Source organism: Nocardiopsis lambiniae, assembly GCF_031845465.1.
In the GTDB taxonomy this organism is placed as follows: domain Bacteria; phylum Actinomycetota; class Actinomycetes; order Streptosporangiales; family Streptosporangiaceae; genus Nocardiopsis; species Nocardiopsis lambiniae.
Window position 1 is genome coordinate 361686 of the sequence record NZ_JAVREP010000001.1, and the last position, 12526, is coordinate 374211.

Below are 12526 nucleotides of genomic sequence, written 5' to 3' on the forward strand. Positions count from 1 at the left end.
GGAACAGGTCGATGAGGTTTCGACACCGTCGCGTCGCCGCGGCGGCGGCCCTGGCCACCGCCGCGGTGGTCGGGCTGCCCGCCTGTTCGGCGGTGCTGGACGGAGAGGAATCGCTGGTCGACGCCGACTCGCTCGTCGTGGGCGTCAAGGCGGACCAGCCCGGGTTGGGGCTGGAGGCGGAGAACGGCGGGTTCGAGGGCTTCGACGTCGACGTGGCCCTGTACATCGCCGACCGGCTCGGCATCCCCGGTGAGAACGTGGAGTTCGTGGGGGTCACCTCCGCCGAACGCGAGGAGAAACTGCTGAACGGCGAGGTGGACATGGTCGTGGCGACCTACTCCATCACCCCGGGGCGCAAGACCCAGGTGACCTTCGGCGGCCCCTACTACGTGGCCAAACAGGACGTTCTGGTGCGCGCGGAGGACACCGACATCCAAGGCGTGCGCGACCTGGACGGGATGTCGGTGTGCCAGGGCGCCGGATCCAACTCGGCGGCGCGCATCACCGAGGGCCTGGGCATTCCGGTGGAGCGGGTGGAGGGGGAGACCTACAGCGACTGCATCGCGCAGTTGCGCGACGGGCGGGTGGACGCGGTCTCCACCGACAACCTCATCCTGGCCGGCTTCCTCGCCGAGGACCCCGGCGCGTTCCGGTTCGTCAACAACCCCTTCACCGACGAGAAGTACGGTGTCGGTCTCCCCTACGGGGACATCGAGGCCTGCGAGGCGGTCAACAAGGCCATCAGCCGCATGTACCAGGAGGGGGAGGCGACCGAGATGCTGGACCGCTGGTTCGGCAACACCGACCTGGAGATGGTGCACAGCGTTCCCCAGTTCGAGGGGTGCGACTGATCCCCGGTGCGTGCGGTGGGAGCGGGTGACGCCGCTCCCACCGGCGTGTTCGGCGTGACCGGGGGCGGCCCGCATGCGGTGGCCCGCGCGGGGGATATGGCAGATACTGAACCTTGTGTAAGGCTTTGGGGGCCCAGGATGGGAGTTGTCCGTTGACCATCGTCGAGTTCCTGAGCGCGCGCCTGGACGAGGACGAACGCGCGTCGAAGGCCGTACCCGTGGGAGCACGCGGCCGGGACCGGGCGTTGGCCGAGGTCGCCGCCAAACGCAAGATCGTCGGAGGGTATCTGCGCGCCCACCACGCCAGTATGCGCAGCCTCCAGCCGACGCTCGCCGGGGCGCCCTCCGTCCCCCCGCGCCAGGGGGAGGACCCCTGGTCCGAACTGCTGGCCTGGCGGTTGGCCGTGAAGTATCTGGCCGCCGTCTACCGCGCCCACCCCCAGTACGACCACTCCTGGGAGGAATGAGGGCGAGGGACGGGGTCTCAGGGCCCCGGGGGCGCCAGCAGCGCCGCCACGGTCTCGGCCAGATCGCCTCCGGTCGCGTCCGGGGCGCCGAACACCGCCGGGAACCTTCCCTCCAGGTGCGCCGACCAGCCCGTGACCCACCCCGCGCGGGCCGCCCCGGCCACATCCCACCCGTGCGCCGTCACCAGGGCGATCCGTCCCGGGGCCACGCCCAGGGAACGCGTCGCCCCGAGATAGGCCGCGGGGGCGGGCTTCCAGACCCGGTCCGGGCCGCCGTCCCCGAGGTGCCCCAACAGCCCCTCCAGACCGGCCCGACCCACCAACGCGGCGGTCGTGGCCGGATCCGTGTTGCCGAGGGCCACCGCCCGCAGCCCCGCCTCGCGCACCGCCGTCAACGCCGCCGCGGCCTCCCGACGCGGCTCCAACGAGGACAGCCCGTCGAAGATCGCGTCCTCCGCGCCCGGGGCGATCTGATGACCGGTGATGTCGCGCAAGGCTCCCCGCACCACGTCCTCGAACGACCGGTCGCCCCCGACCAGGGCCAGGGCGAACACGTCGCGGCTCAGATGATCGGCCCACCGGCCCATCAGGACCCGGGGGATGCCCGCCTCACGGAACCGCCACTCCAACGGGGCCAAGGGGAAAAGGGTGTCGAGGACGTCGAAGACGACGACGGCCGGACGCGCGGACCGACCCGGAGGGTGAGTGGACATCGGGGCGACTCCAGGGGGAGGCGGAACCAGGGACAGGGGGCCTGTCGCCCGGATTCCTACCCCGATCCGGCGGTCACCCCGCCCCTGGCCGGGTCACGTCGACAGCCGGGCCAGCAGGGGGATCTGCTCCACCGCCCACGGGCTGAACGCCCACGGGGTGTGTCCGGCGGCCACCACCAGATCGGACCACTCCGCCCACACGAACTCGGCCACCTCGGCCGGGTCCGGGTCCGGGACGTCGTCGGTGCGCGCCCAGAACACCGGGCAGAACTCGTTCTCCACGAGCCCCTCGGCCGACACCGCGCGGTACCGGAAGTCCGGCAGGGCGGGCAGCACCTCCGTGAGGGACAGCCCCAGCTCCTGGCCCACCCGGCGGCGCACCGCCTCCTCCAACCCCTCACCCGGGGCCGGGTGCCCGCAACAACTGTTGGTCCACACCCCCGGCCAGGTGGTCTTGTCCAAGGCCCGGCGGGTCATCAGGACCCGCCCGGCGCCGTCCCGCACATAGCAGGAGAACGCCAGGTGGAGCGGGGTGTCGGCGGTGTGCACGGTCGCCTTGTCCGCCGAACCCACCGGACGGTGGTCGTCGTCGAGCAGGACCACGAACTCGCGCTCCGTGATCGTCGGTCGGGTCACCGGTCATCCCCCTTGGCGCGGCAGGGCCCGCGCGTCGTATGTCTCCCCGGCGTTCACCGTACCCGGGTACCGGGCCGGTGCGCATAAGGTTCCTGTTGGCCGAGAGTCGGGCCGACGGGACATCTCAGTGGAGTGAACGGTGATGACGGAGACGAACACGGCGACCGCCCCGGAGGAGGCGGGCGCGATCGATGTCGAGGACATGCGCGTGTGCCTGGAGGTGATCGCCCGGGTCGGCTCCCTGCCCAGTGACCACCCCGACTCCCTCATCCTCCAGCGGGCCTGCTCCAAGCTCTTCAAGGCGGTCAAGGAGAACCGCCGCAGAGAGCGCCGCCAGGCCCGCAAGGACCACGACGAAGCCGTGTTCGCCGCGACCGCGACCGCCGCACCCGACCGCATCGACGACGAGACCAACGGGCGGGCCCTCACCGGCGGCGGCACCCCCGGGGAACTCGCCGGTGTGCTGCGCAAGGCGCGCGCCTGCTACGTCTGCAAGCAGAGGTACCGCGAGGTCGACTCCTTCTATCACCAGCTCTGCCCGACCTGCGCCGCCTTCAACAGGGAACGCCGTCACGCCCGCACCGACCTCACCGGCCGGCGGGCCCTGCTCACCGGCGGGCGCGCCAAGATCGGCATGTACATCGCGCTGCGTCTGCTGCGCGACGGGGCGCACACCACCATCACGACCCGGTTCCCCAACGACGCCGTCCGGCGCTTCTCCGCGATGCCCGACAGCGACCGGTGGCTGCATCGACTCCGGGTCGTCGGCATCGACCTGCGCGACCCCGCACAGGTCCTGCGCTTGGCCGATGAGGTGACCGCCCAGGGGCCGCTCGACATCCTCATCAACAACGCCGCCCAGACGGTGCGGCGCTCACCGGCCTCCTACGGGCCGCTCATCGAGGCGGAATCGCACCCGCTCGTCGGGGACCACCTCCCGAGCCCTCTCGTCCTGGGCGGGGTGAGCCCGCGCGCCCTGGAGGCCGCCGACGCGCTCGACCGCAACGCCCTCACACCGGAGATGCTCACCTCCCTGGCGCTCACCACCGGTTCGGCTTCGCTGGACCGGGTGCGCGCCGGCACCGCGATCGACGCCGGCGGGCTGCTCCCCGACCTGGCCCCGGAGAACAGCTGGACCGACCGGGTCGGCGACATCGAACCCGTCGAGATGCTCGAAGTGCAGCTCTGCAACGTGACCGCCCCGTTCCTCCTCGTGGACCGGCTGCGCCCGGCGTTGGCCGCCTCGCCCGCGCGACGCACCTACATCGTCAACGTGTCCGCGATGGAAGGGGTGTTCGGCCGCGGTTACAAGGGGCCGGGCCACCCGCACACCAACATGGCCAAGGCCGCGCTCAACATGCTCACCCGCACCAGCGCACAGGAGATGCTGGAGGCCGACGGCATCCTCATGACCAGTGTCGACACCGGGTGGATCACCGATGAGCGACCCCACCCCGACAAGGAGCGGATGGCCGAGGCCGGGTTCCACGCGCCCCTGGACCTGGAGGACGGGGCCGCGCGCGTGTACGACCCCATCGTCCGCGGTGAGAGCGGCGAGGACCTGTACGGGTGCTTCCTCAAGGACTACGCCCCCGCCAACTGGTGACCAGGGCGCAGCAGGCCCGGAGCACGGGGCGGAGCGGGGAACCGATCCGCCCCGCCGACCGCTCCACGGCCTGGGAGCCCCCCGGGTGGAGTCGCCGGTGACCGAGGCGGAGGGGTCCCGTCGGCCCGCCCGGGCCGGGGCCACCCGAACCAAGGCGCCGGTCGCGCCGTGCGCGGGCGGTGAGGGCGGCCTTCCGGGACGGTCGTGGATCGGGGGAAGGCGGTGACGGGGCGGTTCGGGCGAGGATGCGCCGGACACCGGCATGGGGACGTCGCTCACTCCGCGTGTCCGTTGCGGAAGGCCCAGGCCACCAGTTCGGCCCGGTTGCGGGTGCCCAGTTTGCCCTGGATGCTCGCCAGGTGGGTCTTCACCGTGCTCACCGTGACCCGCAGCCGTGCGGCGATCTCGGTGTTGGTCCGGCCTCGCGCCACGACCCGGGCGATCTCCAGCTCCCGTGGGGTGAGGCCGCCGTCGTCACGGATCCGCGCAGGCCGGTCGGGGGCGGTGAAGTGTCGGATCAGCCGGACCGTGATCTCCGGTGAGATCAGCGCGTCCCCGCGGACCGCGGCCCGCACCGCCTCCACCAGCAAGGCCGCCCCGGCGTCCTTGAGCAGGAAGCCGACGGCGCCCGCCGACAGCGCGGCGTGCACGTACTCGTCCAGGTCGAAGGTGGTCACCACGACCACCTTCACCGGATCCTCCACTCCTGGACCGGCCAATCGGCGGGTGGCCTCCAGACCGTCGATGCCCGGCATGCGGATGTCCATGAGGACGACGTCGGGGCGTGACTCCCGGGCGAGCCGGACCGCCTCCAGTCCGTCGCCGGCCTCGCCGACCACCTCGATGCCGTCCTCGGCCTCCAACATGTAGCGGAACCCCGTCCGCACCATCTGCTGGTCGTCGGCCAGCAACACACGAATGCCCATTCCGTGCCCCCGTTCTGCTTACACTCTGCCCTGCGCGGGGTCGCCGCGGAGGTTATCCACAGGGCCTTCGCGGGAGCAGCGCGCTCACCTCCCAGCCGTGTTCCGCCGGGCCCGCGGTCAGCTCCCCGCCGAGCAGACGGGCCCGCTCGGCCATGCCCACCAGACCGAAACCACCGCCGCCACCGCCGCCGGTGGCGCGTCCGTCGTCGCGTACCGTGATCCGCACCCGCTCCCCGGTCGCGGTCACCGCCACCTCCACCCGGGTGGCGCCGCGCGCGTGCCGCCGGGCGTTGGTGACCGATTCCTGTGCGATCCGCAGGAGCGCGGTACCGATCTCCGGGGACAGCTCGCTCAGAGGAACCTCGACCCGTACGGTGACCCCGGGACCGCCCGGGGCCTGCGCCAGCCGGGCCAGCCCGTCCGCGACATCGGACATCAGGGGGACCTCGTCGGGTCCCCGGAGCCGGGACACCATGGCGCGCATGGAGTCCAGGGCGCGTATCCCGGCCGCCTCGATGTCCGGCAGCGCCCGCACCACGGTCTCCGGACGGTCGGCGGAGATCCGGCGCAGGGCCTGGGCCTGGACGACGATCCCGGTGACCTCGTGGGCCACCACGTCGTGCAGGTCGCGGGCGACCGCCAGCCGTTCCTGGGCCCGGGCCCGCTCGACGTGGTACTCCCGCTGGTGTCCGCGCCACCGCAGGTACAGGCCGGGCGCCAGCCCCACCAGGACCATCAGCAGGGCCGTGGTGACCGTGTCGCCCGCCCCCTCCCGCAGCTGATCGGAGGAGGCGGCCAGGAAGGCGGTCACCGCCACCGCGCCGATCCACCGGGGGCCGCAGCGCAGGCCCACCACGGCCAACGCCAGGAGCAGGGCGAGGGCCTCCGAGAGGGCGATGGGGTACCCGAACATCCCCTTGGGCAGGGGCCACAGCGCCACCGACGTCGCCGTCACGACCAGTGCGGCGGTCAGTGCGGCCGTGCCCACCGCCGTCGCCCCGGCCCGGGGCCGCAGCGCCGTCAGCGCCAGCGCCCCGCCCACCGCCCCGGAGATCGCGGGCGCCAGGTCCCAGGGGCCCCGCGGCGGCCCCGGCCAGGCGGTGGCGTTCCGGTTGTCGTACACCATGAGCAGGTCCCCGACCACGGCCAGGAGGAGCAGCCCGGCCGTGATCCCCACGAGGGCCCGGGCGGGCCATCCTTCCCGAGGTGCGCCGAGCACGGCGACGATCCTGTTCAGCGGCATGGCCTCAGCCTAGATCGACGCCCCTCGCCCGACCTCGGCCGAAAGGACGAGACGGGACCCCGCTCTTTCGGCCGATGCGCGGAGCGGGGGCGCGGGCGAGTCTGGAGGGGTCGTCCGGTCCGTGCCGGGCGACGGACGCGAACGACGCGGATGGAGCGGGGGGTTCGATGACGGAGACGATCGGGGTGGTGCGGTCGCCGACGGCGGAGGGGACGCGGGTGGCGTTCCTCGACATCGCGCGGGCGCTGGCGATGATCGGCGTGGTCATGATGAACGTGACCGTCGTCGTCTTCTCGGCGGAGAGCGCGGGGGGCCGGCCGATGGACACCCTCACCTCCGTGGTGAACGGTGCGCTGTCCCTGCTCATGTCGGGCAAGGCGCGGGCGATGCTCATGGTGCTGCTCGGCATCGGCGCGGTGCTGGCCTGGCGGGCGGCGGAGCGGCGCGGGGACCGACCGATGGTGGTGATGCTGCGTCGTTACGCGGTGCTCGGGCTGCTGTTCGGCGTTCCGCACCTGCTGGTGTTCTCCGGGGACATCCTCACCCACTACTCCGTCACCGCGCTGGTCCTGGCGCCGTTGATGCCCCTGCTGCTCGCGGGCGGCCGGACCCGGCCGCTGATCGCGGCGCTGCTCGCCTTCGCGATCGCGCCGTTCGTCGAGCACGTGGTCCCCCTGTCCGGCGAATGGGCGGTGCTGCTCCTGCTGGTGCCGCAGACCCTCGGCTTCTTCTGTGTCGGCGTGTGGCTGGCCCGCAGACCCGAACTGGACCCGGCGACGGCGGAGGACCCCTCCCGGCTGCCCGCGGGCATGGTGTGGACCGGCCTGGCCGGGCAGATCCTCGGGATCGCCGTGATGTTCGGTTCCGACCTGTTGTTCCCCATGGAGTTCGACGCCGACGGCGTGCCGGTGCTCGGTCCCGAAGGGATGCCCGTGGTGGACCCCGCCGCGGGGCTGCTCACCTCGGTCGCCGGAACCCTGATGGGCCTGGGCGGCGCCCTGTTCTACCTGGGGCTCGTGTGGTGGTCGGTGCGCAGGCGCGGGGCGGTGGCCCGCGCGCTGGGCGTCCTGGCCCCGCTGGGACGCATGACGCTCACCGTGTACCTGGGCGGCACGGCCGTCTTCCTCCTGGTGATGGACCCCTGGGAGACACGGATCCCCATGCTCGCCCAGTACGCCCTGGCCGCCGGGTACTTCGCCGTGATGCTGGTCTTCGCCCACCTGTGGTCGGCCCGGTTCCGGTACGGCCCCCTGGAGTGGCTGTGGCGCCTGCTCACCCACCTGCGCCCCCTGCCGATGCGCCGCCGACCACGGACGTCCCGCGCGTACTGACCACCGGGGTCGGCCACGGCCACCGCGATCGGAGGGACGCGAGAGGGGCTTCGAGGTCCGTGCCGACCGCGACGTCCTCGGGGCCGTGCCCTCGACGCCGGGCCCTCGACGCCGCGCACCGTCCATGTCGACGTCCGGCCGCGCCGTCACCCGGGGGACGGATCGGCCGCAGCGCCGAGCGGCCCGAAGCCGTGCGGCCGACCACGTCACCACCGGGCGGAGATACGGCCGCCGCCGGACCGTGGCCACCGCTCACCGCCCACGGTCGGCAACGGACCGGCGGTTCGCGGTCGACGGTGCTTCTCCTCACGGTGACCGGGGGCCACGCCACGCGCCCTAACCGCCGGCGACGGAGGGCAGGACACGGATGTCGGCGCCCTCCGGGACCGGTGTGTCCAACCCGCTGAGGGCACGGCACTCGTCGGTGTTCACGAACACGTTGACGTAACGACGCAACCGCCCCTGCTCATCGCGGATGCGCCGGTCCAGGCCGGGGTGCTCCGCCACCAGCGTGTCCAGCACATCGCGCAGCACCGCCGGTGGGCCGACGTCCACGGGCAGGTGGGCGGCGCCCCCGGCGTCCGCCCGCAACAATCCGGGAAGGTGGACCGTTACGCCCATCTCACACCTCCACCGCGCGCACGCAGAGCACGTCCGGCAGGTGGGCGGCCACCCGGTGCCAGGGCCCGTCGTCGTCGGCCGCGTACACGTCCCCGGTGCGGGTGCCGAAGTAGAAGCCGGGAGCCTCGGCCCTGTCGGTACAGGCCGCGTCGCGCAGCACGATGCCGAAGTACGGTTCCTCCGGCAGACCCTCGACGGCCGGCGACCAGCGCTCGCCCGCGTCCTCGGTCCGGTACACGCCCAGTCGGTGGTCCGGTGGCAGGTGGACCTCCTGGCTGATCACGGGGAAGTTCAACGCCGTCCCCGGCCTGTGGGGGTGGGCGACCATCGCGAACCCGAAGTCGACGGGCAGGCCCTTCTCGACGGCCCGCCACCCTTCTTCGGCTGGCCGGTCGGACCGGTAGACCCCGTGGTGGTTCTGGGCGTACATCGACCCATCGGCGGCCAGGGCCACCTTGTGCACGCACTGGCCGTACTCCGGTTCCTCCTCGGGCAGGAAGCCCGCGGAGATGCCCCGGTTGGCCGGCGCCCAGCTCGTCCCACCGTCCCGGGTCTGATAGACCCCGCCGGTGGACATGGCCACGGTCATCGCCTCGGGTGAGCGTTCGCCGACGCCCACCACCCCGGGCAGGACCGTGTGCACCGCCCCACCGCCGGCACCGGGGAACCAGTCGGCGCGGTGCGGGTGGTCCCACAGGGCGCGGACGAGTTCGAAGCTCAGGCCGCCGTCGGTGGAACGGAACAGCGCGTGCGGTTCCACTCCGGCGTAGACGGTGCCGGGGGTGTCGCCGAAGGCGAACTGCCAGACCCGGGTGAGCGAGGCGTCGGTGTCCTCCGGGAAGACGATGGGCGCGGACTCGGGTTCGTGCCAGCTCGCGCCTCCGTCGTCGCTGTACCAGACGCTCGGGCCGAAGTGCGAGCTCTCCGCTCCGGCCAGGACGCGTCCGGTGTGCGGGTCGATCCCCACCGCGTACACCGCGCTCATGCTCGCGTGGTCGGCGCTGTCGAGCCGGTGCGGTCCGGTCACCCTCCAATCGCGACGATTCTCGCCGGAGGCCGTGAACAACCCCTTGCGCGTGCCGATGACCAGTGAATACGCCATGTTCAGCTCCACTCGGTGAAAGAGGTCACATCACTGTCGCACGGCGAGGGGACATTCCGGGGCCCGTGGCCGAACGGGAGGTTCCGGTCATCGATGAGGCTTCAATAGTTAGGAACCCGAACGATTTACCTTGGGTGGTGAATTGGTGGCACCCCGAAAAACCATCTTGGGGGAGTCATAACCTCCAGATGGTAGGAAACCTTATCCGCCAGGCGGATTCATGTATCGGGGTACAGCGGTTGTCAGACCAGGGTCGCTCTGCAATAAAATTCCGCCCCAACCGGCATCACCGTACGGGACGGGGCCTGAGCCCGTGCGGATGCGTTCCGAAACCCGAATCAGGCAAGACGACTTCCCGCTCTCCCGGTCCTCAGGGGGCGTTTCAGGACTACCGTCCCAATGGTCCTGCGTCCCCGGCAGAACCGGGTCCACTCGATAGGGTCCGCCTCATGCATCACCCCCCCGACACACTTCACGCTCGCAAACGTCGCAAGGCCCGGGCCATGATCGTGTCAGCGGCGTTCCAGCTCTTCGCCGAGCACGGATTCGACAACGTCACGGTCGCGGCCATCGCCGAACGTGCCGAGGTCGGCCGCACGACCTTCTTCCGCTACTTCGGCGACAAACAACAGGTGTTGTTCGCCGAGGAGGGGGCCGAGGTCGAACGCCTGTGCTCCTACGTGCGGGACAAGGCCCCCAGCCCCCTGGGCGACGACCTGGGTGCCGCCATCGAACTGCTCCGAGAGGCGTGCGTCGCCACCCGCCCCCACTCCTCGCTGTCCCCCGCCCATTCGGCCGTCCTGGTCCGCCTGCTCCGTGAGAGCACCGACCTGCGCTCCCGTTATCTGCTCACCCGTCAGCAACGGGCCACCCGACTGGCGGGGGCGTTGATGGAGGTGGGCGCCCCTGAGAACGTGGCGGTCCTGGCCTCGCACATCGCGATGGCCTGCGAGCTGACCGCGATGCGGCTGGCCCAGAGTCCGGACGTCTTCCCCGAGCGTATGGACGAGGCCTACACGCTCCTGGGGCCGCTGAGCGGAGGGGCCCGCTAGGCCGTGTTCCGTGGATGCCGCCCGTCGCGAAAGGAAGGTCGTCGGCCGCGGGCCGTCCGTCCTTCGTTGGCCGTCCTTCGTGGGCCTTCCGAAGGTGGACGGGCGGGGTTCCGGTGCGTTCATCGCGAGGCCGAAGAAGGAGTCGGCTCTCCCGTCGACCGATGAGAACGCCGCGAGAGAAGGTGCCGTCGGGTGACGGGCGGGCGAGCCGGGGCGTCGCGCAGCAGGGTGGGCATCCCGGAACACGCCGGAGGAGGGGCTCACACGTCGTATTCGCGTACCAGGCGGGTGAGCCTGCGGCCGAAGAACACGACGACGACCAGACCGACCGCACCGATGAGGACATAGGGGGCGCGTAACGCGCCCTCGTGTCCCGTCAGCGGGGTGAGGGCGGCGACCATCACCCCGCCCGCCGCCATGCCCAGGGCGCTGACACCCCAGCTCACCGTGCGCATGGCGGCGTTGACCCTCCCGAGAAGCCGGTCGGGGGTGATCCGCTGGCGGATGGAGACCATCGCCACCGCGTAGCCGAGGATGAGCCCGCTGGTCACGAGGTAGCCGACGGCGACCACCGGGGTCAGGGGAAGCGCCGCGACCACGCAGTAGACCAGGCTCGTCGCGGTCAGACAGACCACCGGCAGGGTGCCGGGCGGAAGCACCGACCGCAGGAAGGACACCGACTGCCCGCCGATGACCCCGCCGGCCGCGGCGAACGCCATGAGCAGGCCGAACCCGGCCGGCCCCAGACCGAGCACGTCCCGAACGAACAGCACCTGTGTGGACAGGGCGGTGGCGTAGCACCCGTTGACGAACAGGGCGATGCCCGCGACCAGTCGCAGCAGCGGCTGCTCCAGGATGGCCCCTACCCCTTCGGTGAGGTCGGTGCCGACGCCTCGCAACCCTCGTCGTTCGCGGGCCGGGGTCTCCCCGTTCGGGTCCGCCACGCGTACCCGGGCCAGGGCCAGGACCGATATGAGCAGCGCGGCGACGTTGAGCACGAACGGCGCGAACAGGCCGATGGAGATGAGCAGGCCGCCCACGGGCCGACCGCCGAACTCCTGGACGACGAGGGCCCCGGTGCGCAGATGGCCGTTGGCGCGCTCCAGCCGCTCCCGGGGGACCAACGACGCGACGACCGTCTCCGAGGCGGTGTCGTAGCAGACCTCCAGGACGCCGAAGCAGAAAGCGAACAGCGTCAGCAGCGGTACCGACGCCCAGCCGGAGAACACCACGGCGGCCAGGGCCGCCCACAGCGCCAGACGGACGGTACCGGCGCCGACCATCACCGGGATCCGGGGTAGCCGGTCGATGAGGACTCCGACGGGCAGGGCCAGCAGCAGCCACGGCAACCGACCGGCGGTGGCCACCGCGGCGACGAGCACGGGGTCGGGGGTCAGTGAGGACGCCAGCCACGGCATCGCGATCATGGCGACGCCGTCGCTCAGGTTGGCGGCCAGCGCGGCCGACCAGAACGCCCAGAAGCGTCCTCCGAGCGCGCGGTCGGCGCGTGCGGGTCGGGGGGTGGAGGGCACGGGCCGGATCACCGGACCTTTCCGGCGCCGGCGCGGAGGGCGTCTCCTGGGGGTGGACACCGGGCCTCGCGGACACCCTAAGTCCTCGAACACCCCGTGACCGGTGCCGTCCCGGTTCGACGACCTTCCGGACCGCTCCCGGGGGGACGCCCTGCGCCCGCGCCGCGGGGCTCGGAAATTCCGACGGCACGACCCTGGATTTACTTGGACGTCCAACTATATGGTGGGGGCGCAAGGCCGCGGTGTCAGGGAAGCCGGTGAGAATCCGGCACGGTCCCGCCACTGTGACCGGGGAGCGATCCCTCACGACGCCACTGGTGCGAACCGGGAAGGCGGGGGAGGCGCGCAGAACCGGGAGTCAGGATACCGGCCGCGGTTTTCGAGTACGTGCGGTCCACGAGGATGGAGCGAACACGCATGACGACGCACCGCGCCCGGACGACCCG

At 72.0% G+C, this 12526-nt stretch carries 12 protein-coding genes and 1 riboswitch; of the genes, 5 read left to right on the top strand and 7 right to left on the bottom strand.

What is annotated here, in order from left to right; translation table 11 throughout:
* Window positions 1-11: 11 nt before the first annotated feature.
* Together RM479_RS01620 and RM479_RS01625 are read left to right on the top strand one after the other, a co-directional pair.
* On the top strand, window positions 12-851 hold the full coding sequence (locus RM479_RS01620) for a glutamate ABC transporter substrate-binding protein (RefSeq protein ID WP_311509898.1): 840 nt from the start codon (window positions 12-14) through the stop codon (window positions 849-851).
* A gap of 152 nt (window positions 852-1003) precedes the next feature.
* Window positions 1004-1318, top strand: a complete 315-nt coding sequence (locus RM479_RS01625; RefSeq protein ID WP_274810158.1) for a DUF6221 family protein — start codon at window positions 1004-1006, stop codon at window positions 1316-1318.
* A 17-nt stretch (window positions 1319-1335) separates the two neighbouring features.
* On the opposite strand, the gene RM479_RS01630 is transcribed toward RM479_RS01625, so the two are convergent.
* Together RM479_RS01630 and idi are read right to left on the bottom strand one after the other, a co-directional pair.
* Window positions 1336-2031, bottom strand: coding sequence for an HAD family hydrolase (locus RM479_RS01630; protein ID WP_311509900.1), 696 nt, complete (start codon window positions 2029-2031; stop codon window positions 1336-1338).
* 93 nt (window positions 2032-2124) lie between these two features.
* Window positions 2125-2667: an isopentenyl-diphosphate Delta-isomerase gene (gene idi / locus RM479_RS01635; RefSeq protein WP_311509902.1), complete on the bottom strand. Its 543-nt coding sequence runs from the start codon at window positions 2665-2667 to the stop codon at window positions 2125-2127.
* A gap of 142 nt (window positions 2668-2809) precedes the next feature.
* Here idi and RM479_RS01640 point away from each other — a divergent pair, with 142 nt between their 5' ends.
* Complete coding sequence (locus tag RM479_RS01640) at window positions 2810-4273, top strand: SDR family NAD(P)-dependent oxidoreductase (RefSeq protein ID WP_311509904.1); 1464 nt, start codon at window positions 2810-2812, stop codon at window positions 4271-4273.
* Between the two features lie 275 nt (window positions 4274-4548).
* Here RM479_RS01640 and RM479_RS01645 read toward each other — a convergent pair whose 3' ends face one another.
* A complete protein-coding gene (locus tag RM479_RS01645) occupies window positions 4549-5199 on the bottom strand; it encodes a response regulator (RefSeq protein WP_274810154.1) in 651 nt (216 codons plus the stop codon).
* Window positions 5200-5251: 52 nt separating this feature from the next.
* Window positions 5252-6442 carry a sensor histidine kinase gene (locus RM479_RS01650; protein ID WP_311509906.1) on the bottom strand — a complete coding sequence of 397 codons (1191 nt, stop codon included), beginning with the start codon at window positions 6440-6442 and terminating at the stop codon, window positions 5252-5254.
* Between the two features lie 167 nt (window positions 6443-6609).
* On the opposite strand from RM479_RS01650, the gene RM479_RS01655 reads away from it, so the two are divergent.
* Entirely contained in the window at window positions 6610-7773 is a 1164-nt protein-coding gene (locus RM479_RS01655) for a DUF418 domain-containing protein (RefSeq protein ID WP_311509908.1), read from the top strand.
* A gap of 336 nt (window positions 7774-8109) precedes the next feature.
* Here the strand turns inward: RM479_RS01655 and RM479_RS01660 are convergent, their stop codons facing one another.
* Together RM479_RS01660 and RM479_RS01665 are read right to left on the bottom strand one after the other, a co-directional pair.
* Window positions 8110-8394 (bottom strand): ubiquitin-like small modifier protein 1, encoded by a 285-nt coding sequence (locus tag RM479_RS01660; protein WP_311509909.1) that lies wholly within the window; start codon window positions 8392-8394, stop codon window positions 8110-8112.
* Between the two features lies 1 nt (window position 8395).
* Entirely contained in the window at window positions 8396-9496 is a 1101-nt protein-coding gene (locus RM479_RS01665; protein WP_311509910.1) for a WD40/YVTN/BNR-like repeat-containing protein, read from the bottom strand.
* Window positions 9497-9945: 449 nt separating this feature from the next.
* Between RM479_RS01665 and RM479_RS01670 the strand changes: the two genes are divergently transcribed.
* Window positions 9946-10548, top strand: a complete 603-nt coding sequence (locus RM479_RS01670) for a TetR/AcrR family transcriptional regulator (RefSeq protein WP_311509912.1) — start codon at window positions 9946-9948, stop codon at window positions 10546-10548.
* A gap of 260 nt (window positions 10549-10808) precedes the next feature.
* Here the strand turns inward: RM479_RS01670 and RM479_RS01675 are convergent, their stop codons facing one another.
* Window positions 10809-12080 (bottom strand): MFS transporter, encoded by a 1272-nt coding sequence (locus tag RM479_RS01675; RefSeq protein ID WP_311509914.1) that lies wholly within the window; start codon window positions 12078-12080, stop codon window positions 10809-10811.
* Window positions 12081-12284: 204 nt separating this feature from the next.
* Window positions 12285-12469: riboswitch (cobalamin riboswitch) on the top strand.
* The last annotated feature ends 57 nt before the right edge of the window (window positions 12470-12526 follow it).

What these genes read in the sequence shown, in the direction of transcription:
- RM479_RS01620 (WP_311509898.1), top strand. Translation starts at nt 12, where the DNA reads ATGAGGTTTCGACACCGTCGCGTCGCCGCGGCGGCGGCCCTGGCCACC.
- RM479_RS01630 (WP_311509900.1), bottom strand. Translation starts at nt 2,031, where the DNA reads ATGTCCACTCACCCTCCGGGTCGGTCCGCGCGTCCGGCCGTCGTCGTC.
- RM479_RS01640 (WP_311509904.1), top strand. Translation starts at nt 2,810, where the DNA reads ATGACGGAGACGAACACGGCGACCGCCCCGGAGGAGGCGGGCGCGATC.
- RM479_RS01645 (WP_274810154.1), bottom strand. Translation starts at nt 5,199, where the DNA reads ATGGGCATTCGTGTGTTGCTGGCCGACGACCAGCAGATGGTGCGGACG.
- RM479_RS01650 (WP_311509906.1), bottom strand. Translation starts at nt 6,442, where the DNA reads ATGCCGCTGAACAGGATCGTCGCCGTGCTCGGCGCACCTCGGGAAGGA.
- RM479_RS01655 (WP_311509908.1), top strand. Translation starts at nt 6,610, where the DNA reads ATGACGGAGACGATCGGGGTGGTGCGGTCGCCGACGGCGGAGGGGACG.
- RM479_RS01660 (WP_311509909.1), bottom strand. Translation starts at nt 8,394, where the DNA reads ATGGGCGTAACGGTCCACCTTCCCGGATTGTTGCGGGCGGACGCCGGG.
- RM479_RS01665 (WP_311509910.1), bottom strand. Translation starts at nt 9,496, where the DNA reads ATGGCGTATTCACTGGTCATCGGCACGCGCAAGGGGTTGTTCACGGCC.
- RM479_RS01670 (WP_311509912.1), top strand. Translation starts at nt 9,946, where the DNA reads ATGCATCACCCCCCCGACACACTTCACGCTCGCAAACGTCGCAAGGCC.